General features: G+C 33.5%; 16 protein-coding genes. 9 read left to right on the top strand and 7 right to left on the bottom strand.

The window, feature by feature from the left end:
- Positions 1 to 62 precede the first annotated feature (62 nt).
- Genes MG290_RS05380 through MG290_RS05370 form a run of 3 tightly spaced genes read right to left on the bottom strand, consistent with a single transcriptional unit; the run spans position 63 to position 2,064 of the window.
- Entirely contained in the window at positions 63 to 791 is a 729-nt protein-coding gene (locus MG290_RS05380) for a tRNA threonylcarbamoyladenosine dehydratase (RefSeq protein ID WP_264562844.1), read from the bottom strand.
- A 49-nt stretch (positions 792 to 840) separates the two neighbouring features.
- Positions 841 to 1,476, bottom strand: coding sequence for a TatD family hydrolase (locus MG290_RS05375; protein WP_264562843.1), 636 nt, complete (start codon positions 1,474 to 1,476; stop codon positions 841 to 843).
- A gap of 3 nt (positions 1,477 to 1,479) precedes the next feature.
- The gene (locus tag MG290_RS05370) at positions 1,480 to 2,064 is read right to left on the bottom strand and encodes a DUF1684 domain-containing protein (protein WP_264562842.1); all 585 of its coding nucleotides are present in this window, start codon (positions 2,062 to 2,064) and stop codon (positions 1,480 to 1,482) included.
- 59 nt (positions 2,065 to 2,123) lie between these two features.
- Here MG290_RS05370 and MG290_RS05365 point away from each other — a divergent pair, with 59 nt between their 5' ends.
- Genes MG290_RS05365 through MG290_RS05355 form a run of 3 tightly spaced genes read left to right on the top strand, consistent with a single transcriptional unit; the run spans position 2,124 to position 4,161 of the window.
- Positions 2,124 to 2,747 (top strand): hypothetical protein, encoded by a 624-nt coding sequence (locus MG290_RS05365; protein ID WP_264562841.1) that lies wholly within the window; start codon positions 2,124 to 2,126, stop codon positions 2,745 to 2,747.
- Between the two features lie 41 nt (positions 2,748 to 2,788).
- The gene (locus MG290_RS05360; RefSeq protein ID WP_264562840.1) at positions 2,789 to 3,250 is read left to right on the top strand and encodes a hypothetical protein; all 462 of its coding nucleotides are present in this window, start codon (positions 2,789 to 2,791) and stop codon (positions 3,248 to 3,250) included.
- 44 nt (positions 3,251 to 3,294) lie between these two features.
- Positions 3,295 to 4,161 (top strand): hypothetical protein, encoded by an 867-nt coding sequence (locus MG290_RS05355; RefSeq protein WP_264562839.1) that lies wholly within the window; start codon positions 3,295 to 3,297, stop codon positions 4,159 to 4,161.
- On the opposite strand, the gene MG290_RS05350 is transcribed toward MG290_RS05355, so the two are convergent.
- Positions 4,158 to 7,850, bottom strand: coding sequence for a metallophosphoesterase (locus MG290_RS05350; RefSeq protein ID WP_264562838.1), 3,693 nt, complete (start codon positions 7,848 to 7,850; stop codon positions 4,158 to 4,160). The genes MG290_RS05355 and MG290_RS05350 overlap by 4 nt on opposite strands.
- Positions 7,851 to 7,875: 25 nt before the next feature.
- Between MG290_RS05350 and MG290_RS05345 the strand changes: the two genes are divergently transcribed.
- Complete coding sequence (locus MG290_RS05345) at positions 7,876 to 9,057, top strand: Pycsar system effector family protein (RefSeq protein ID WP_264562837.1); 1,182 nt, start codon at positions 7,876 to 7,878, stop codon at positions 9,055 to 9,057.
- Here the strand turns inward: MG290_RS05345 and MG290_RS05340 are convergent.
- Entirely contained in the window at positions 9,044 to 11,434 is a 2,391-nt protein-coding gene (locus MG290_RS05340; RefSeq protein WP_264562836.1) for a GAF domain-containing protein, read from the bottom strand. The two genes, MG290_RS05345 and MG290_RS05340, sit on opposite strands and share 14 nt — an antisense overlap.
- A 130-nt stretch (positions 11,435 to 11,564) precedes the next feature.
- Between MG290_RS05340 and MG290_RS05335 the strand changes: the two genes are divergently transcribed.
- From MG290_RS05335 to MG290_RS05320, 4 genes are all read left to right on the top strand, one after another.
- Positions 11,565 to 13,571 carry a M43 family zinc metalloprotease gene (locus MG290_RS05335; protein ID WP_264562835.1) on the top strand — a complete coding sequence of 669 codons (2,007 nt, stop codon included), beginning with the start codon at positions 11,565 to 11,567 and terminating at the stop codon, positions 13,569 to 13,571.
- Positions 13,572 to 13,733: 162 nt separating this feature from the next.
- Positions 13,734 to 14,099, top strand: a complete 366-nt coding sequence (locus MG290_RS05330; protein WP_264562834.1) for a BlaI/MecI/CopY family transcriptional regulator — start codon at positions 13,734 to 13,736, stop codon at positions 14,097 to 14,099.
- A gap of 3 nt (positions 14,100 to 14,102) precedes the next feature.
- Positions 14,103 to 16,478, top strand: coding sequence for a M56 family metallopeptidase (locus MG290_RS05325; RefSeq protein ID WP_264562833.1), 2,376 nt, complete (start codon positions 14,103 to 14,105; stop codon positions 16,476 to 16,478).
- A 172-nt stretch (positions 16,479 to 16,650) separates the two neighbouring features.
- Positions 16,651 to 17,268, top strand: a complete 618-nt coding sequence (locus MG290_RS05320; protein ID WP_264562832.1) for a porin family protein — start codon at positions 16,651 to 16,653, stop codon at positions 17,266 to 17,268.
- Positions 17,269 to 17,717: 449 nt separating this feature from the next.
- On the opposite strand, the gene MG290_RS05315 is transcribed toward MG290_RS05320, so the two are convergent.
- Complete coding sequence (locus MG290_RS05315; RefSeq protein WP_264562831.1) at positions 17,718 to 20,180, bottom strand: hybrid sensor histidine kinase/response regulator; 2,463 nt, start codon at positions 20,178 to 20,180, stop codon at positions 17,718 to 17,720.
- A gap of 72 nt (positions 20,181 to 20,252) precedes the next feature.
- Positions 20,253 to 21,392, bottom strand: coding sequence for an acyl-CoA dehydrogenase (locus MG290_RS05310; protein ID WP_264562830.1), 1,140 nt, complete (start codon positions 21,390 to 21,392; stop codon positions 20,253 to 20,255).
- A 92-nt stretch (positions 21,393 to 21,484) separates the two neighbouring features.
- Between MG290_RS05310 and MG290_RS05305 the strand changes: the two genes are divergently transcribed.
- On the top strand, positions 21,485 to 22,573 hold the full coding sequence (locus tag MG290_RS05305; protein WP_264562829.1) for an anhydro-N-acetylmuramic acid kinase: 1,089 nt from the start codon (positions 21,485 to 21,487) through the stop codon (positions 22,571 to 22,573).
- Positions 22,574 to 22,579 lie beyond the last annotated feature (6 nt).

The following is a 22,579-nucleotide window of genomic DNA, read 5'->3' as shown; positions in this document are numbered from 1 at the left end:
GAAAAGCCGTTTCAAACAAAAGAGTGAAACGGCTTTTTATATAATGCTGGAAGAGTATTTTTTTACACCTCCGTTTTTGTAGTCAATAAATGTCTAATCACGGTTTCGGCGCTGTGAAGTCCAAACAAGCCCGGCATCCAACTATTGGTACCAAAAAATGATTTTTTAAAGTTGGTTCCGTCGGTCATTTTTAAACTGCTTTCATCAGGTTTTTCTAAAGAAAAAACGGCTTTCACTCCACTTTTAACGCCCATTTTTCGCAAGCGTTTACGCACTACTTTTGCCAAAGGACACACATCGGTTTTGCTAATATCTTTAACAACCACTTTGCTGGCAAGCATTTTTCCACCGGCTCCCATGTTTGAAATTACTTTTACACGTGCTTTTTTTGCGGCTACAATTAAGTGCAATTTTGGCGTGATACTGTCAATACAATCTAAAACGTAATCGTATTCGGAAGTTACAATTTCATGAGCACGTTCGGGAGATACAAATTCTTGAATACGTGTTAAATTTAATTTCGGATTTATATCCATTAAGCGGTTGCCCACAATCTCTACTTTTGGTTGACTAACCGTGCTGTGCAAAGCTGGTAATTGTCGGTTTATATTAGTGATATCTACCGTGTCGCCATCCACAATAGTTACATTTCCAACACCTGCACGCACTATAAATTCTGCTGCAAACGATCCAACACCTCCTAAGCCAACAATTAATACATTTGCTTTTTGCAAAGCTTCAATTCCTTCTGGTTTAAATAATAATTCTGCTCTTTCTTGCCAAACAGCCATCTAAAAATAAATTGTGTAAAATTTCTTCGATCGAAAAATCGATTCCGTTTTACTGGTTAAAAACTCGGTTATAATTTTCTGCAATTATAGGTTCTAAATTGATATTTAAAACACTTTTTGCTTTGCTATACACTTCAAAAATTGTTTGATCAATCATATCTGTTTCCAAAAAAAGCCGATTGAGCGGAATGATTTTCAGCACCATTTCCAAGTCGGGGTTTTGTAACAAATATTTTCCAAACGATAAATAAAACCCATTGTTAACTAAACTTTCAGCTACTTGACTGTTTTTTGAAAAGCCATGAATAATCATAGGAATAGTTAGTTTTAATTCTTTTTTAATCTCAATGATTTCTTGATAGGCAGCAACGCAGTGCAAAATTACTGGTTTTTTATGTTTTTCCGCCAAAAGCAATTGCGGAATCACTATTTTTTTCTGAATTTCAATCGATGTTGCAATCCGTTTGTCTAAACCGCATTCGCCAATTGCTTTAAAATTGGGAAGATGTATCGCATGCTCAATTGCTGCCATGTCATTCAAAAAGTTTTCTTCATTGATATACCATGGATGAATACCTACCGTGAAATGCGGTAATTCTGTATTTATTTCGTTTGGATATTGATTTACTAATTCTACAATTTCATTATTGTTTGAAAAATGGTGGGTGTGAATATTGTAATACATGAGCTAGAATTTTACACCTGCCGTAATTGCGGTATTCAAAAAGTTCACATCGGGCGTTATTGGGCATGAATAACCAATAGTATAAGCACAATATGGATGATAGGCTTTATTAAAATCAAGTACAATTTCGTTTCCATCAGGAATTTCAATATCTAAATAACGTCCGGCTCCGTAGGTTTCATTTCCACTGGTTTCATCGATAAAAGGCAGAAACAAGTGTTTTTTGAAGCCTTTTCGCTTTATAAGTTCCATATTTTGATACACTTCTAATTGATAATTTACATCATCAATCGTGAAATGTAAAATTCCAAAACGTTTGTAATTTGGAGTGTATTTTCCAGAAGTTGGCATTTTAAAAACAGTTTGCTTTTTTAAACGTTCTAATCGGGCCTTAACTACAAATTTTTTATTATATGGATAGAAATTTAAACCTTTAAAATCCTTCAACTCATCTGTTTTTAAAGGAGTTGTTTCTGGATTAAGATATGATTCGTTGAGTGCCTTTTGATAAGCAAGCACTTCCTTTTCAGATTGTTGAGAAAAAGTTAAATTGCTGCATAAAAGAAAAAAAATCAGTAAATTTCGCATGTTATTTTTTTATTCAAATTTACTATTTATTTTGTTTAACTCTTTAAATAAGAATTGAAATGAAAAATTTTAAAATTTATTGGTTGTTCGTTGCATTTTTTATGTTTAGTGGCATTGGTTTTGCCCAAGAAACGCAATCTGCACATACTGTTGACAGTGTTCAAACAACATTTTCTGTAGAAATTAATGCAGATACCACGCTAAAAGATCTTAAAGAAATTGAAGAAATGTTGCAAAAAAACTACAACATACATGTAACATTTGAAAATGTAAAGACAATTGATGATAAAATAGTTGCTATACGCATGCAACTCATAAACGGAAATCAATCGTTTATGAGATCAATTAAAAATTCGGATCGAGCTATTGACCCGTTTGCTATACGCATTACCAAAATTCAGGGTGATAAATACGATGTGCAACTCGCTACTAATTCAGCAAAAATGGGTCTAAATAGTTTGTCTAAAAATCCATTTTCAGCATTTGATTCTTTATCAGAAAAAACATTCGATTTCCAATCCGAATTTTCAAATTTCAGTGAAGAATTTGAACAAATGTATCAGCAAATGCAGGCCTCGCAAGAAAGATTCCAAGAATTTTTCAAAGATTTTAGAGAAGAAGCCAAGCAATTCTTAGAGGTGCCTGCAGAGCAAAATGAAAAACAAATTAAAAAGGAATTATAATAAACAATCACTTTTTTCGTTACAATTAGAAAAATATAAAAATGAAAAAAATTGTTTGTAGTATTATTGGGTTGATGGGTTTCTTTGCAAGTGCACAAGAATCTTATGCGAAAGTAGAAGAAACCGAAAAGAAACTGCCTAATAATTATGCGGTTACTTATGAACTTACTGGCAGTAGTACAGGTTTGATAAAAGTTTCGGGAAGCTCGTCACTAAACGATTTAAAAGAGATTGAGCAGCTAGCCGAAAACCATGGAATTAAAATTTCATTTGTAAACGAAAAATTCAACCAGAATCGATTAGAGTACATAGAGCTTATGTATTTGAGTAACGGGAAATGGGAAACTTTAACTTTTGGAACCGACGATTTAAAACTTTTGCCATTTGGCATTTCGTTTTTTCAAGATAAAAGACAAGGAAAAGAATCGAAGCGTTTTTCTATTAAAAATAATAAAAATAATAGAGCAGCATTTTCCGAGAATATTGATTATGAAATTATATAACTGAACAAGAAAGGCTTTTAAAGCCTTTTTTTATAAACCACCAAATGAAAAAATATATCGTGTTTTTTGGTATTTCGTTACTGTATGCGTGTTCCTCCAAATCGCAAGAGCATCAATTGAAAGAGGTTTTTTCATTGTATAAAAAACATACAGAAATATCAGGAATGATTTATCAAGAACCAACTCAGCAATTGTGGATGTTGCAAGATAAAGGCAATCCACCGGAATTGTATGTATATTCGGTTGATGGAACTTTTAAACATTCGGTTTTTGTGAATGATCAAAAGAATACGGATTGGGAAGATTTATCGCAAGACGGTTTTGGAAATATTTATATTGGCAACTTTGGAAATAACGAAAACAATCGTAAAGACTTGCGTATTCTAAAGATTGATGCCTCACAGCTGCATTTAAAAACGGTTGATGTGGTTCAAGAAACTACTTTTTATTATGAAGATCAAACGGATTTTCCACCGAAGAAAAGTAATTTGTGGTACGATTGTGAAGCCTTTGTAACCACTACCGATGCATTTTATTTGTTTACCAAAAACAGAGCAAAAGGATTTGATGGATCTTTTTTTGTTTATAAAATTCCGAATAAGGCAGGAAATTTCAAAGCTCAGAAAATAGCAGTTTTAAAAACCTGCGAAAATTTTAAAAGCTGTGCTATCACAGGTGCGGCAATGAACAAAAACGGCAACCAAATAGCATTGTTAACGCACGATAAGGTGCTCTTGATTCCATTTGAAAACGATGCTTCTTTCAATCAAGAAAATATTACGATAAAGGAATTGGGGCATTATTCGCAAAAAGAAGCGATAACTTATAAAAATAACCAAGAGCTTTTTGTGGCAGATGAAAAGGAAAAAGGTAAAGACGGAGGAAAAGTTTTTGCATTGCAATTAAACTAAAAAGTAAAACCAATACCAAAACTCACTAAACTGTTTTCTTTGCTGGTAAAAATACCTCCGTAGGCCGTAAAAGAATCTAAGGCATTTAACCATAAACCGCCGCCATAACTGTGGTACCATTTATTGTTTGGATCCCATTTATTCCATACCTTGCCCAGGTCGTATCCGGCATATAATCCATAACTCAACGGCAATATGCCATTGGTGATGTGTTTCATTTTATAACGAATATCTTGGCTGGTTACAAACGATGTATCGCCCATAAACCTTTGCTGGCGGTAACCTCGTAAACCATTATTCGCACCCAAAGTAGCAGCTTGGTAAAATTTATAATCGTTTCCAAAAACTTTCTCTAAGGTATAAGTAGAAGACCATGTAAGTTTTTTATTGTTCGAAATTGGCGTTACAAAATTTAATTTGGTGTTTAAATACTGATGTGTTTTACTAAAATCTTCCACAAAGAAACGGTTTCCAAACAGCAGCATAAATCCTAATCCAACCGTAGGTTCTTGCGTGTTGTCGTAATTCTCGAACTGGTATTTAATGCGTGTTCCCACAAAATCGGTTCGGGTGTAGGTATCAAATAGATTAATAAGCAGTTGCTCATCAATTAAGCGGTTATTGGTTTCTTCGATTTTAACAGATTCATACGTTGCACCAATTAAAAGCGAACTTCCGTTGCGGCCTTTCCATTCGTAAGCCGGTTTTAGTTCCATTTGCGAAGTTCGAACTCGGTAATAATTATCTCTAAAAGCATCTTTATTATAGGTTGCAAAATTATCAAATCCAAAAAAGTTTCTGGTAAAGTTTGATGAAGTAGCCAATGCCTCTATATTCCAATAGCCTGTGTTGGAATAATCTTTAAAACTGCCTTTATAAGCAGCAAAAATTCCTGATGTGGCAAAATTAAATTTAATACGCAGTTGATGCTTTTGCGAATAGGGGTTTTGGTTGAATTTTCTAATAGTGTAAGTTCCGTTTAAGCCCAACATCACTCCGTTGTCGCGGTTGTAACCAGCATCCGGCAAAATGGCTAAAATATTTAAAGGTGCTTTGCGGTAATCATATTGATTCAAATTGTACTGATCGCGCAACACCACTCGTGCATTTCCTTTTTCTTCGATTGTAATTGGTTTTGATGCATAATCGAATATTTTAGTGTTTGTTTTTGAATTGATTTGATACACATCATGGTTTTTTCCGCCGACTAATTTTAAGCGAATAGATGATTTTTCTCCGGTTACTTTGATAGCATCATCACCATCTAAACCATACACCCAGATTTCTTTTGTAGTTTTTGGATAATAGGTATAAGAATGCATCAATGTATCGGTAGATTTTTTGGTGCGGTAATGATCAATTGCTACTTTGTCTTTTGAAGTGTTTATAACCAATGAATCCTTTTTATTGGTTCCGGTTACAACGCCGTATTTAAACAATTCTTTGTAATATTTATCCGAAAAAGCAACTAATTTTGATCGGCGTTCTTTTAAAATTTCAATGATTTCATCACTGTATTGGTTGCGAATTTCCTTAGGCAAGCTGTTAAAAGCGTCTTCAATCACTTGATCATTCATGCCTTTTACCACTTCTTCGGCGCTTTGTTGCCAATCTTGTAAGGTGGTGTTTTGAAGAAAAACTTTATCCAGCGGAAAAGCCGACTTGGTAATCCATCGTGGTTTGCCATAATTGCCTTTAAAATGTTGCATGTGGCGCAACGGATTCAATTTATTTGCAAGCATGAGCAATTTTCCATCGATTTTTGCAAAAGCCTGGTCGCGGTCTCTTGGAATAGGCTGATAAATCACTTCGTGGTCGGTTTTTTGCTCCACCCAACGCCACTGATCGGCATGTCTGTCCCAATCGCCAATTAAAAAATCAAACATTCGGGCGCGTAGATACATTTTAGTATCAACTTTATATTTTGCATCTTTTTCCAAATTCACAAGCAATTCTTGGGTGCTGATGATATCTGCTCCTTTTCCCAAAGAAGGAACATCTGCCTGCGATTTGTGTGGGCGTTCTTCAATCATATACAATTCGTTTCCATAGGTAGCATTGTATTTGCCCAGTGCATTTTGTTTGGGAACGAAATAAAGCTTTGGATTGGTGTGATACAATTGCACTGCATCAGACAATTGGCCTAAGATAAATGCCGTGTAGGGGTGAGAAGTGGTGTAATAATCATCGATAAAGGTTAATACAAAAGTGTCGTCTAATTGATCTTCAATATAAGTGTCTTTAAAAATGGCCGACTGTAAAAACTGTTTGGAACTTTTGCGCAAGCCCCGCATTACAAATTGTTTTCCGTTTTTATCTTCTAACCATAACGACATTGATTGATTGCCACCACCTGAAATTACAGGTTTTAAACCACCGTATAGCGTTTCCAAATTAGCCACATTAGCGTTTACTTTGGTTCCGTAAATGCTTCGGTAATGATTGCCAAAAAGAAATTTATAGGTGTTTGATTTTTTTGTAGCTTCTAATGGATAAACCGATGCCATGATTGTTTTTTCGGTGACTTCAGGAAAATTTGCCTCGTAATCATCCGGACACATAATGGTTTTCTTGAAAACAACTTCCTCACCCAATTCGGTCATTTTATGAAGAAACACATCTACGTGATTGTCTTTGTAAATTTTTAAAGTAGCAAACCCCAAACTTCCGATGGAATAACTTGTTGGTTGCACGCTTCGTGCTTCTTCGGTTTTTGATCCGGCACCGCTGATGAGTTGTTTAATACCATCATTTTCGATATACTGCAAATTGTGTTCATGACCCGAAACAAAAACCACTTGCTCTTTATCTTTTGTAAGCGTTTTTAAGCGATCAATCATCATTCTGTAGTAGGTGTGTTGCGTATCTGCCGGACTTGCACCCGATGTTTTTCGAAGGTAGTTTGCAATACTTCCTAAAACCGGCATTGGCACTTTTTTATAAGGAAAAAGATGATTACGGGCAGAAAAAAAGCCTCCGTGTGTTCCATTTGTCAAAATAGGGTGGTGGATGGCTACTACGGTAACTTTGTTTTGATTTTTATTGATTAAACTTCGAAATTCTTCAAAAAAATCTTCACGCGTTTTAACGGCACTTTCTTCGTTTATATTGGGATATTTGTCCCAATTTTGAATAAACCATTCACTGTCAATGGTGATAATAATAAGTTGATCATTGATTTCAACCGCATCAATTGCTTCATATTTTTTTGGAAGAAAAGCGTTTTTACCCAATTTTTTTTCAACATATTCTTTTTGTTCCATTAAGCCATCAAGTCCGTGGTACCAATCGTGGTTTCCAGCCAAAAAAATTGTTTGCCCGTTTACAAATGCCGCCAAATTGATTTGTGCATCTAATTTTTCTTCGGCCATTTCCCGGTTTTTATCTATCGGTTTTGGCATTCCCAAAGGATAAATGTTATCGCCCATAAAAAGCAAGGTTTTCGGGTTGTTTTCCTGTTTTAAATAAGCTTCAACTGTTTGCAATAATTGCTGTGATTTTGGTTCATTGGCATTTCCTGCATCGCCCACAACAACAATTTCATGCAATAAATTACCTTTGCCATCGTTAGTAATCATATCGCGCGAAAATTCCTTACCCACTTGTTCATGAAATGATGCACAAGCATTCAGCAAAAAAAAGATAAAAACAAAAGCAGATATCTTTGCAATGTGTAAGTTAAATTTCATAATTTTAATTTGTAAAAAAACCTCAATGGAACTTTTATTAAAAGCCGAATCATATATTTTTAAGCTGTTCAAAGATAAACTATCTTCTGAATATATGTATCATGATTATTTGCATACTTTGCGAGTGGTGACAGCTGTAAATGAGTTGATCAGTGGCATGCCTATTTTAGAGCCCGATGCCACTGCATTGAGACTTGCTGCTTGGTTTCACGATTCGGGCTATGTGGATGGATGCGAAAATCACGAAGAAAAAAGTTGTGCTATTTTTAAAGATTTTCTTGCGGAACATCAATTTGAAACAGTAGATGCAAAGAAAGTGTGTAGCCTTATTTTAGCTACAAAATGTGCTCATTTTCCTGAGAATTTATTAGAAATGTGCATGAAAGATGCCGATTTTTATCATTTTACGCTAGATAATTACAGTGAATTGGCAGAATTGCTAAAAGTTGAAATTGAGAAAACCTGCGACAAACAAATTGCAGAAGTGGATTGGTGCAATGAAAATTTAATTTTTCTAACCCAAAAACATTATTTTTTTACCGATTATGCCAAACAAAATTGGCAGCCTAAAAAAGAAAAGAATCTTTCAAAAATCCGTGAAAACCTTGAAAAATTAAAGAGCAATAAAAAAGGCAAAAGCAAAGAGTTAAAAGCAAAGAAGTTAGAAAAACTAGAGCGACCAGAACGTGGTATAGATACCTTGTTTCGTGTAACTTTGAACAACCACACCCAATTAAGCGCCATTGCAGACAGCAAAGCCAATATTTTGTTGTCTGTAAATTCTATACTAATCACCATATCGCTAACGGTAATTATACCAAAATTAGACAGTCCAAGTAATGCACATTTAATAATTCCTACTTTTATATTGTTGATTTTTAGTGTGGTAACAATTGTTTATACCATTTTGGCAACAAAACCAAAAGTGAGTTCAAATACCATTAGCAAAGCAGATATTGAACAGCGCAAGGCGAATATTTTGTTCTTTGGAAATTTTCATCAATTGCAATTGACCGATTTTAACGAGGCGATGAACGATTTAATGAAAGATCGCGATTATTTATATGATACACTCATCAAAGATTTGTATTTTTTAGGTTTGGTTTTAAATAAAAAATACAAACGATTGAGTATAGCCTACACGGTTTTTATGTATGGAATTATAATTTCGGTAGCCGCATTTTGTTTTGCTTTTATACGGATTTAGTTAAATAATCTACATAATCGGTATAGGTGAACACTTTAAAATCAGCTGAGTTAAAATCTTTATTGATGCACACCCGCAATGCTTTCAAATCGGTGATGCCTTGCAAATCTTCAACAGTAATAAATTCGGTTTCGCCAATAAGATATTGTTTGTTTTTTAAAAAATCGATATAACTTAGATAGTCAATTTTGTCTGCATCGCTTAGATAAACAATGCTTAGTTGATTGGATTGTACCAAGCGTTCTTGGGTGTTTTTAATCAAAGCTTTTGCCAAGCGTTTTTTAATAAGTTCAAACCGAACATCGTCATTGCTTTCCACATCAAACCTTTTTTCATCCATTCTAAATTTAATCGAGATAGGTTCATTGTATGCTAAAATTAAACTGGTTAATTGCATATCAAAATGTAACTGAGGCTTTAAATACTGATGCATCACCACAGCTTTGCACATAACTTGCAATTGCCATAAGCGCAAATTGTGCAGGTACATAATGTCATAAATTTGTGTAGGTGTGATGCTGTTGCCAATAAACAAATTGTGTTCCACACCATCTGTTCTAAAACGTTCAAAATAATGGGGATATAATTTTTGTGCCGCAATTTGTTCACTATCTAAAATGTCGGTAAGTTGCTTGTTTACAGTCTGTAAAGCCAGTTCGTATTTTTTGCGTTGATGCCAAAAAAGCTCATGTTTTTCATCTAAATGCTCTTTATACTTTTCAATAATTGCGCTAAATTCGTCTTTTTCGCCTAATTGTTTAAAAAGAGGGTGAATGGTATCGGTTATGTAGCGATAAATTTGGCTTTCTGCTACAAAATGATGCGTTTTTAATTGATTTTGAAAATAAGCAATTTCGTTGATTCGTTGCTGAAATAATATGGAATTTTCAATGGGTTTAATGGCTTCAAGCACTTTCAAAATTTCTTTTAATTGCTTGCGCAAATCTGCAAGCATGGCTTTGTTCCGTAGTTTGGTTGATGATTGAATATCGGTTTCACCATATAACGGATAAATAGCATCAAAAACAATTTCTTTTAAAACGGCTTCTTTATTGTGTGTTTTTGCAAAATAATAGTTTTTTGCTTGTTCTTCAAACTTCCAGTTTACGCTTGGGTGAAAATTGGTGTATTCGCGCTGAATGATCGCATCAAGTTCATTTTTCACATCGATTTGATATTTAACAAACGTGTCGTTGATAAGTGGCATTACATCGTTTAACTTATTTGCATTTACTGTGTGCAAGGCAAAAGGAGTGCCGCTTGTGAGTTCTATATATGCCTGATAAGCATCGGTTTTTTTTATGGGAGCTAGGATAAAACTGCGAATGTTTTTTGATTCCAAATATTTTAAATAAGGCAACCAATCTTTTTGGTGATACAGTTCTAAAATGTCGGTTACACAGTAATAATTAATCGCATTGTTAAATTGTTTAAAAAACTTTTTTGCAGCAGTAACAATGTCTTTTGGAGTGTTTTTAGGAAGTTTAAAAACACTTTTAAAATCGGCTGCCAGCGGCAAATCGATAAAGTCAAAATGGATGTCGTTTACAAAGAAAATCCCATAATCAATATCTTTTTGTTTAAAAATAGATTGAAAAATTTCCTTTCCCGCCGTAATACTCATGCCTTCCTGACCGGGTTTTAAAAGATTTGTTTTAATGTTTGATATAGTGTTTTCGGTGGTTACATCGGTTAGCGTGATGATACCAAATCCTTTCAAAATCCAACTGTTAATTGGAAATTTTTCTTTCCAAATCGCGATATTATTGTAATTGCGTTTGAGTATTTTAATATCTTCTGAGGTAATTTCCTGCGCCTTTTCCGTTGGAATTAATTCGGTAAAATCTACATTTAGTGTGATTCTGTAATGCTTAATAACGCCGTTTTTATCAGGTATATCGTAAAACATTGGTCTTGAAACATCGAAATTTTCGCCATACCAACTGTTTAGAATAATACAGCAGCTAAAAATATAGTATTCATCGCTATTAAATTCGCGAAAATTAATTTCAAAAGCTTCACCCGCTTCGTTAATTATTTTTTGAAAACGCTGTGTGAAATTAAAATTGAAATTTTGCAATGGCAAACTCACCGCCTTTATTTCATTGTGCGTTAAAGCAGTAGGAAAAAGGTCTGCTAATAAGTTATGAATCAAAGGTAAATTATCGTAAATCTCTTTTTTAGAGGTAATTCCGGTATATAGTTGAGGTACTTTTGCAACATCTTCTAGTAATGATTGAGCATAAATAGCGCGATAAGGCGTTTCGGTTTCTTTTGCAATTTCCTGCAAAGCATCAATCACTTTATGAAAAGAAATAACAGAATACAACGGACTTTCGTTGAAATAATCAAGACCTAAATTCAACTCTTCGCTCATAGAAAAAACTTTTCACAAAGGTACAATTTTGGATGTTTACTGCTGGCACTCTGTGAATTAAAAACATGATTTTTATAAAAAAGAACGAAAGTTATAATATTTTATATATTTTTGAATAAAACAACCATTCATGAAAGAACTACTTACTTTAGCGCTGCTTTTTTTTACTATTTTTGTTAAAGCCCAATCAGAAAATACTTTAGATTCTTGTGGAACAATATATACTGTTGAAGAAAATTATGATAGCGATTTTGAGAAATTTTATCAAAGTAAGCTGCAATTGCAATCAAAAAATCCGGTAACATATTATATACCTGTCGTTTTCCATATCATACATATTGGTGAGCCTCTTGGTTATGGTTCAAATATTGCAGATATTGAGGTGTACAAAGCCTTAGAACGTCTAAATAACAATTTTAAAAACAACCACAATCATCCAAACAATAGTAATACAAGTATCCAATTTGTTTTAGCTACAAAAGCACCAGACGGCTCCTGTTCTAACGGTATCAATAGAGTGAATTTTGGCAGTAATCAAAATTATGTTGAATATGGAAATGCCTATAGAACTACAGATAATGGTGTAGATGCAGCTACGATAAGAAGTTTATCTAACTGGAATTCAACACAATACTATAACATTTGGGTTGTAAATAAAATTACAGCAGTGCCAGGTGTAGGTGGTTATGCGTATTACCCAACAGAGCATGGTACAACACACGATGGTACGTTTATATATTATCAGTATCTAATTTTTGAAAATAATCCAGTATTTACACATGAATTAGGACATAGTTTAAATTTAATGCACACCTTTCAAGGATCAACAGGAACAAACTGCCCAGCGCAAGTAAATGGCTGTGGCGCAGATGGCGATTGCATATCAGATACACCACCTCACTCTCTTAATCATGCCGATGATTTAGTTTTAAATGCACCAAATATTTGCTCAGGAGACAACAATTCAACTTATAAACATAATTATATGTCTTATGCAAGAGCTGCATATCGTAATGTATTTACGCCTATGCAAATTACAAGAATGCAAAGTGCGACGACTTTTTACAGATCATCCTACTTACCAGCTAATAATTCTGTATTCACCATGACACAAAAACCACAAGCTCAATTTTATATAAATGAGAGTAATTCAAATTATAAACAATTTTTTTGTGCTGGAACACCAATAAATTTAAAGAATTCTTCAACTTGTTTTTTAAATACTTTTAACAACACCCCTTTAGCAAATTACACCAGCAAATGGGTTATTACCAAAAATGGACAAACATTATATACAACCACAGAGCCAAATCCAACGATCACTTTAAATCAGGCAGGTACTTACAGTATTACCTTAACGGCAAAAAACAACATTGGTGCAAGTACTTTAACTAAAAATGTAGAGATTGTTGCTAATACTAATAACAGTTATTGTACTCCCACATCATTGAATGTAGGATACTCCCGTGTTTCAGTTAACAGCGTAAGATTTTATAATATATATAATACTTCAGAAATAGGTGTTAATCTAGGTTATAAAGATTATAGTTGTACACATATCACACAAGCACCTTATGATAAAATGAACAGTATTGAAATTATTGTTACTAGTAATCAAGTTTATTTTAATCAAATTTTGCATGGTTATATTGATTATAATGACAATGGAGTATTTGAAACATACGAATTGATTTTTCAGCAAATAGTGCCATCGATGGTAAATAATATGATGTACACTTTTACTTTTACTCCTCCTTCAAATGTAATAAAAGGTAAAATATTACGAATGAGAATAATTAGTGACAATAGTAATATTACTGCTTCAAAACTTGATTGTAGCACAGCTTATAAATATGGCGACATTGAAGATTATGGAGTTATATTTGAATCATACCTCTCAACAGCAGATTTGGGAAAGGAAAAGTATAATATCTATCCTAACCCTGCTGAAAATGTACTAAATATTAATTCTACCAATTTTGATGAAAAATCAATATCTATTTATTCTAGTGCGGGACAGCTTATTAAAAGTATAAAAGCTAACGATGAAGACTTGTCTATAGATATTTCTGAACTTTCATCAGGAACGTATATTTTAAAAATAAATAATTTTTCACATACATTTATTAAAAAATAGTTGAACCTCAAAAAAATATAATTTTACCCCAAATTGCAAACAGCAATTTGGGGTTTTTAATTTGATTCAAAAAAAAAAAAACTAAAAAATTAGTTTAAAAACTAAAAAAATAGTTGTGTAACTAAAATTTTAGTTTAAATTTGTATTATCAAAATTAGAATTATGGAAAAACTGACCAATAAAGAAGAGGAAATCATGCAAATTATATGGCAACTAAAAAAAGTATTTGTAAACGATATTTTAGACGAGATGCCTGAACCAAAACCGCATTACAACACCCTTTCAACCATTGTGCGGTTGTTAGAAGAAAAGGGCTTTTTGGCACATAAAAGTTATGGAAAATCGCATCAATATTATCCACTGGTTAGTTTAGAAGCTTATCGTGGGGTTTTTGTGAAAGATTCTATTAAAAAATATTTTGGCAATTCGGTTTCAAATATGGTAAACTATTTCGTTAAAGAAGAGAAATTAACACCAACAGAAATCGATGAACTAATGAAGATTATTGAAGACAATCAAAAAAATTAGCCTATGCATCCGTTCCTTGAATACTTATTAAAAGCAAATCTGCTGCTTGTTTTTTTCGGACTTTTTTATCTGATTTTTTTAAAACGGGAAACTTTTTACCAGTTAAACCGTTGGTATTTAATTGGATCAATTATTGTTTCGGCAATCGCTCCTTTTATATCATTCACAAAAACGGTATGGGTGGATCCAATTCCTGTGGAATATTATGTGAGTGATAGTACAAATGTAATAATTAATGAAGTAGTTGAAGAACCGTCGTTTTTAGAAGCAATCGATTTGCAACAAAGTGCCGTTTTCGTACTTCTTTTTATAAGTGTTGTATTAATATTCAGAAAAATGTTTGCGATTGCGAAATTGTATCGCTCCATAAAAAAACTACCAAATTTAGGCGATTCAAACATAAAAATAAACACAAACACCGAAACAGTTTATTCGTTTTACAAATGGATTGTGGTGCCAGAAAACTTTTTTCAATGGCAAAATCACCAACTGATTCTAGACCATGAAAGCATCCACCTAAACCAAAAACACACCTTTGATCTTATTTTAGTTGAAATGGTTGCTGCGGTTTTCTGGTTCAATCCGTTAATAAAAATTCTACAACGCCACATAAACAGCAATTTAGAATTTATAGTTGATGCGCAAATGGTTCAAAAAACCGAACCTGTTTTGTATCAGAAAAATCTTTTGCTGTTTCAGGCACAAAAAACCATTCAATTTGCAAATTCGTACAGTACAAGCGAAATAAAAAGTCGCATTTTACAGCTAAACTCTAAAAAATCAACCAATATGAAAAAATTAAAATTTTTATTAGCAACACCTGCTTTGATTGCCTTTTTTGCTTTGTTTCAGGTAGAAACGGTAGCGCAGGTAAAAGAAACTATTGAAGTGCAGGAAGTTTCTGAAGGTGACACGTTAGAAGATTCTTTTTACATTCAGATTCATAGTAAATATGACGATGAATACTATGAAAGTGTGACAAAAAAATTACTAAAAGAAATCGACTTCGAAGTTAATTTCTACGATTTAAAACGAAATAAAGATGGTGATTTAACAGATATTAAAATATCGTATGTTAAGGAGCATCCAATTATATTCGGAAGATATTCAGCTGAAAATGGTAAACCTTTTGAACCTTTTAAACTTCATATTTATAAAAAGGGTAGTGGATATACCTTAGATGTAGTCTCAGATAAAGTAGAATATAATGAAATCATTTTGAAAGAAGAAGAGGTGTCATTTAATGCAGAAACTCTAAAAACCAACAGACAAGTTTTTGATGAAGTTGTGTCAAAATTCCCTGTAATTATTGATGGCGTTGCTTTTAGTAAAAAACAACTTAAAAATTTTGATAATAGTAAAATTCAATCTATGAGTTGGAATGTTGATCCAAATGCAAAAAAAAGAATGACGCTGTTATTGTCAACTAAAAAAGAAGAACAAATTATCATATCGCAAACACCGCAAAAATATAAGTTTGTTATGCCTTCTTACAAGAAATCAAAGTTTGTAAATAATTCATTGAAACAAGGTAAAACAGTAATTATTAAAGGGGAACCAACCAAAGCAAAAATTATTGCGAACAACGAGGTGTCTAGCGAACCTTTACGTTTATCTAGCAGTATATATGACTATTCAACAGTTAATGTAACCAGACCCTATAATCCATCACAACATAGAACAGTTGAAGAAATTTATACTATATCAAAAAACGGAGAAGGTAATAACACTAAACGAACTGTTTATAAAGATGCTAGTGGTAAAATTTTAAAAGTTGAAGATGCAAACGATGAGAAATCAACAGTTGGATCTATTAGGTTTGTTACTAGTAATGTAGTTTATGTTATTGACGGAAAAATTGTAATTGAAGATGACTTCAGAAAAATTGATCCAAACGATATTGAACGTATTGATGTTTTAAAAGATCAAAAATCTAAAGAAAAATACGCTGCTACAACTAAAGAAGCTGTAATGGTAATTACAACAAAAGCTAAGAAGAAAGATTCTTTAAAGGTTAGCAATAGAGGAGGAAGAGAGTTTTTTGAGAAGTTAAAAAAAAGAGCAGAAGAGCTGAAGGCTGAGCAAGAGCAGAAACGTACAAATTTTTCAAATGCAAATAAACAAGCGCAACAAAAAAGGGAAGCCCTAATTAACAGAAAAAAGGAATTGCTTGCCGAACGTAAACAAAAGCTAAACGAGCGAAAAAAAGAAATAGAAAAGTTAAAACAAATTAAAAAAGATTTAGAAACAGTGACATCTATCTTCAACGACGTAAAAGAAATTAAAAAAATCGAAGATGAACAATTCAAAATCACTAAAATATCAGCATCTATAACGCGTGAAGATGGTACAAAAGTGGAGTTGTCTGAAGATTATTAACACACTAAATAGTTTTTTTATTAACCATAAACCATCACAAAAGTTGGGAAGTTTTAAAAAACCGCAATTACATATTCGCTAAAAAAACAACAAATATCCATCAAAAAAATTATAATTGTTTATACTAAAACCGTAAATTGCACGTTTTAAAACAAAAACAAAACAAAATTTTATGAAAAAGACATTTAAAAGTGTTTTAATAGCAACATGCCTTTTGGCTGTAAGTCAGGTCAATGCACAGTCAAATGCACCTGTTAGCGTTTTCGACAACCTAAGCATCGAAGCCCAGTACGGTTTAAACAACGCTTTAAGTCCAAACGAAGGAATAACAACCAGCGACTACAGCGGGTTCAACTTTATCCAAGCAGGTCTAACTTACCATATAGACGAGGTGTGGGGCGTTCGCGGAACATTTGCAAACTCCAACTTTAAGCACAAAGATTTCGACAATTTAGGTGTAAGCTACAGTAAATTAACCTTAGAAGCTACCTACAACATTTTTACAGCTGTAAACGGAATGATGCAACCCTTTGACGTAACCGCACACGCCGGTTTTGGTGCCACATCAGGAAAAAGCGAGCAAGGAAGCGGAAAAGACATGGTAGGAGTTGCACAAATCGGAATCATGCCAAAATACAACTTCAATTCACAATTTGCCGTATTTATCGATGCCACTTTCGTAAACCAATTCAGCCAAGATTACGGTTTTGATGGTTCAGCTATAAATCAAGGATCAGGAAGCTACTTAAACGTTGGTCTAGGCGTACAATACCGCTTTAAAAAACAATAACAAAAAACCTTCAGAAATCCATCCTTAACACCGATGGATTTTTTTTATGATAATAATTAGGGCAATCCCTTCCAGGGCCGGGCTTTCGCGAGTCGCTTTTGTTTTTTTGCAAAAAACAAAGAGCTCCAACAATCGCTCAATCCCTATTGCAAATCCCCAGTACAAAGAAACAATTCAGAAAAAAAGAAAACCTTGAAATAGATGAAACATTTCAAGGTTATACCAATATTTGCTAAAAAATATTTATTTCTTCTCGTTCTTCGGAAGATATTCATCTGTTTTTTTAGCAGCAGTAAGTTTTTTGTAGCCAAATAAAACCAGCACAATCGCCGCCATAGCTAAATATACGTATTGCATAATTTCAAATTAAAAGAACAAATGTAACTTATTTTTAGAACAATAAACTGTTAAAATTTAAACCACATAAAAATCTTTTAAAACCACCATCATTAAGCAATAACCGCTGCAATTTCATTTAAAATAGCAGGCGTTTCAGTCCGAATCGCTTCAATTTGATTGGCCATTTCATCAATCGATAATTCCTCCGTTTTTTGCTCTAAAAGAAGAAGACGGTTTACAATTTGTGCTATTTTTAATTGCCTAAACATAGGCAGCATTTTGTGAGCAGTTAGTTTCACCGTTTCTAAATCACTTGCTTCAAAAGCACGTTGAATCTTCTCTATATCGGTTTTATAACTTTCAAAAAAGGCATTTAGAATTTGTTGGGCAGCGTTTTTGTCGTTTTCTAACAGCGTAAATAAATCCGTTAAATCAAACAACTCGTTTTTTAAGGTCATCGTAGAAGAATTTTTGTTGGTAACAGTCTGTGAACGTTTATTTTTAATACGCAACATTTTATAAATCACATTATAAAGCGTGTTGATATTTAAAGGTTTTTTCATGTAAAAATTAAAACCCAGTTTTTGATATTCATGTTCGTCAAAATCAATTTTTCCAGTAAGCGCAATCACAGGAATATCTTTATAATTTTCTAACGAGCGAATATCTTCAATCACTTTAATGCCGCTGTAAAAAGGCATTTGCATATCGGTTATTATCAACTGATATTGTTCTTCTTGTAATATTTTTTTAGCCAATTTTCCGTTTTCAATCGTAGTGAGTTTTTTCACTTTATTGCTGAAAATCTCTTCGATTAATTTTAACTGCAGCGGATCGTCATCAATCACTAAAATCTTTTTATTTTCTAATTTTTTGGCATTGTCGTATTCAATCTCGTTAACGGTTTTCACTTCTTTACTTTCTTCAAACAATTCCAAAGGAATATCAATATAAAAAACGGTTCCTTTATTATACTCGCTTTCAAACGAAATAGCCCCTTTTAGCAAGTTTACCAAGCGTTTGGTGATGTTTAACCCCAAGCCAGAACCGCCGTAATTGTTCTCTGAATTGTCATGGGCTTGCATAAATTCTACAAACAAATCGTCTTTGTTTTCGGTTTTTATACCAATTCCAGTATCGGTAATTTTAAATTTAGCAATATTGTTTTCCAAGGTGGCATCAACAGTTACACTGCCGTGATGCGTGAATTTTATAGCATTCGAAATAACATTGGTGAGAATTTGTTGTATTCTAAAAGAATCGGAATAGAAAGCCGTGTTCAATTGCTCATCGATATTAAAAATTAAATCTATTTTTTTGCGTTCGGCACTGTTTTTTAGGTTGTTACAAATGTTTTGAAGCAATTCATTGAAATTAAATTTCCCTTTCTTTAACTTTATTTTGTTGAATTCCAAATTGGAAAAAAGCGATAAATCGTCCACCATTTTTTTGATGTATTTAGTGGAATGAATAATGTTTTTAAGAAATTCTTTTTGTTTAGGGGTTTTTAATGAATTTTGCAATAAAGCCGAAAATCCCAATAGCGAATTAATGGGCGACACCATATCGTGTGAAATAGTGGCCATAAAAAAACTTTTTTGCTTGATTAAATCTTGCATATCGCCATTCAGCTTTTCTAATTTTTGCTTGTTGCGTGCCGATTTGTTCAAATCAATCAATATAATAAATCCAAAAACCAAGGCCACTATCGAAATTACAATTCCAATCTTTGCAATGTTGTTGCTAACAGCGTCTATTTTTTCCTTCGAAGATTCATAATTTATCGACGAATTTTGAATAATGATTTTTTCTACCTGGTTCAAAATTTCGCGCAATTCTTCGGTGAGTTTTTTGTTGCGTTTTATGAGCAATTCTTCTTTTAAATAATACTGTTTCAGCAGTTTGTTTTCTTCTTTTTTTGCCTTGTCAAGTACCGATTCTGTGGCTGCGTTTATTTTCCTTTGATGCTCTATTTGCTGTTGTGCCAGTTTGTCGTTTTCTTCAACAAGCACTTCTTTTATCACTTTTTCGTTGTCTTTAAAGCGGTTTTTTAAGCGCGACCAAAAATTAGGTCGTTCAACAGTGGTATCAATTTTAATGGTTTGTTCTTCTTTTAGCTTTTGAATTTGTTTAATTTCAGATAGTGCATTTTCATATACATTAAACTGGGCATATTTCGACTGCACATCTAAAACCTGATCAAAAGTTAAACTTTTAAGGTTGATTAAATCAATAATCGTATCTAGCTTTTGATGCAAGCTTTCATCTTGAACGTTGTTTTGTTTAAACATTTCAATATTTTGTATAAGCGAATCTAATTGCGTGTGGTATTTGGCAGCATCTGTTTTGCTGTAGGAAAGCAATGCCAATCTACCAGTGTTTTCCGTAGCGTATAAATCACTTACAATGGTTCCTAATTGGATCACTTTTGTATTCTCTGAAAGAATATCGTCTTTAGAAACGTTCAAGTTTTTAACCTCGTTAAGAATATAAAGAATCGAGACAGAAAATATCGAAATCAACAAAATATATCCAAGCGTTAGCTTGATTTTTAGGGTTTGTTCGGTGGTCATTGGGCAAATTTTTTATAAAAATAAAAAAGACTATCGAAACGATAGCCTTTTTTACAATATATTTAAGGTTGCTTATTTAGCAATTCCTCTTGAAATTACAATTTTTTGGATTTCTGAAGTTCCTTCGTAAATCTGTGTGATTTTTGCATCGCGCATCATGCGTTCTACATGGTATTCACTTACATAACCGTTACCACCGTGAATTTGAACTGCTTCCACCGTTGTATCCATTGCTGTTTGTGATGCAAACAATTTTGCCATAGCACCAGAAATAGAAATATCTTCGCCGTTGTCTTTTTCAGCTGCAGCTTTCAAACACAACATGCGTGCTGCTGTAATGTTTACCGCCATATCTGCCAATTTAAAAGCAATTGCTTGGTGGTTAATGATTTCGGTTTTAAATGCTTTACGCTCTTTAGCATATTTTAAAGACAATTCGTAAGCACCTTGCGCAATACCTAAAGCTTGCGATGCAATACCAATACGTCCGCCGTTTAAAACGTTCATTGCAAAAGCAAAACCAAAACCGTCTTCGCCAATTCTGTTTTCTTTCGGAACTTTCACATCAGTAAACATTAAAGAATGTGTGTCGCTTCCACGAATACCCATTTTCTTTTCTTTTGGACCAATTTCAAAACCTGGCCATCCTTTTTCAACAATAAAAGCGTTGATTCCTTTATGTCCTTTTTCAGGATGTGTGTGTGCAATCACCAAATAAGTAGAAGCTGTTCCGCCGTTTGTGATCCAGTTTTTTGTACCGTTCAGCAAATAATGGTCGCCCATGTCAACAGCTGTTGTTTTTTGTGAGGTAGCATCAGATCCAGCTTCTGGCTCCGATAAACAAAAAGCACCAATTACTTCACCTGATGCCAATGGCACCAAATATTTTTGTTTTTGCTCTTCAGAACAGTATTTTTCCATACCTGCACAAACCAACGAGTTGTTAACAGACATAACCACTGCTGCCGATGCATCAACTTTAGCAATTTCTTCCATTGCCAAAACATACGAAACACTGTCTAAACCAGCACCGCCATATTTTGGATCAACCATCATTCCTAAAAAACCAAGCTCACCCATTTTTTTTACTGCTTCAGCAGGAAATTTTGAGTGCTCGTCACGTTCAATAACTCCAGGTAATAATTCAGTTTGAGCGAAATCACGAGCAGCTTGTTGAATCATTAATTGCTCTTCAGTTAATTTAAAATCCATCTATATTTTTGTTTTAATAAACATATTTAATTTCCGCATCAAATATAATTGAATATTGCCAATTTTTCAAAAATTATATTTATTTTTAATTTATGAATACAGAAAAATTTAAGGTGCTTGGTGTAATGTCGGGTACTTCGTTAGACGGAATTGACTGTGCTGTTGTGGAATTCACAAAGCAAAATGCCGATTGGAGTTTCCGTTTAATAGCTGCCGAAACCATAGCATATGCAAAGGTTTGGCAAGATAAGTTGCAAAACGCCCTTCATCTTTCTGAAGCAGATTTACATCTTTTAAATATAGAATATACGCATTTTTTAGGTGGATTTTTAGCCGATTTTATTAGGGATAATAATTTGAATGATCTGGATTTTATTTCATCGCACGGTCACACGGTTTTGCATCAGCCCGAGAAGGGCATCACGCTACAAATAGGTAACTTACCTTTGATTACCGATTTATTGTCGTTGCCTTTTGTTTGTGATTTTCGGGTGCAAGATGTGCAATTGGGTGGGCAAGGAGCGCCATTGGTTCCTATGGGCGATCGGTTGCTTTTCTCGGAATATGATTATTGCTTGAATTTAGGTGGCTTTTCAAATATATCTTTTGAACAAGAGGGAAAACGCATAGCATTCGATATTTGTCCGGTGAACACCTTGTTGAATCATTTTGCAAAAAAATTAGGGAAAGAGTTTGATGAAAGCGGAAATTTTGCAGCATCTGGAACTATAAATGACGATTTGTTTAATGAATTGAACAATTTGTCGTTTTATAATCAACAAGGACCCAAATCGTTAGGGATAGAACAAGTGCATGCGATATATCTGCCTTTAATTGAAAAATATCAGTTAACCGCACAAGATCATTTGGCAACGGTAACAGAACATATTGCGTATCAAATTGCATTAATCCTTACAAAAGAAAATGCAAAATTATTGGTAACTGGTGGCGGTGCTTTTAACGAACATCTTATTAATAGATTAAAAATTTACGCACCTCATACAACCGTTGTTTTAGGGTCTAAAGAACTGATAGAATTTAAAGAAGCCATTGTTTTTGCCTTTTTGGGTGTATTGCGCATTACAAACGTTCCAAATGTGCTGAGCAGCGTAACAGGAGCAGCGCATGATCATTGTGCAGGTGTGGTTTTTAATCAGGAATTATTGCCAACTAATTGCTAAATTGAT

Origin of the sequence: Flavobacterium sp. CBA20B-1, assembly GCF_028473145.1 — a bacterium.
Taxonomy (GTDB): domain Bacteria; phylum Bacteroidota; class Bacteroidia; order Flavobacteriales; family Flavobacteriaceae; genus Flavobacterium.
Note: the sequence above shows the minus strand (reverse complement) of the source record. Positions and strands in the feature narration are given on the sequence as shown.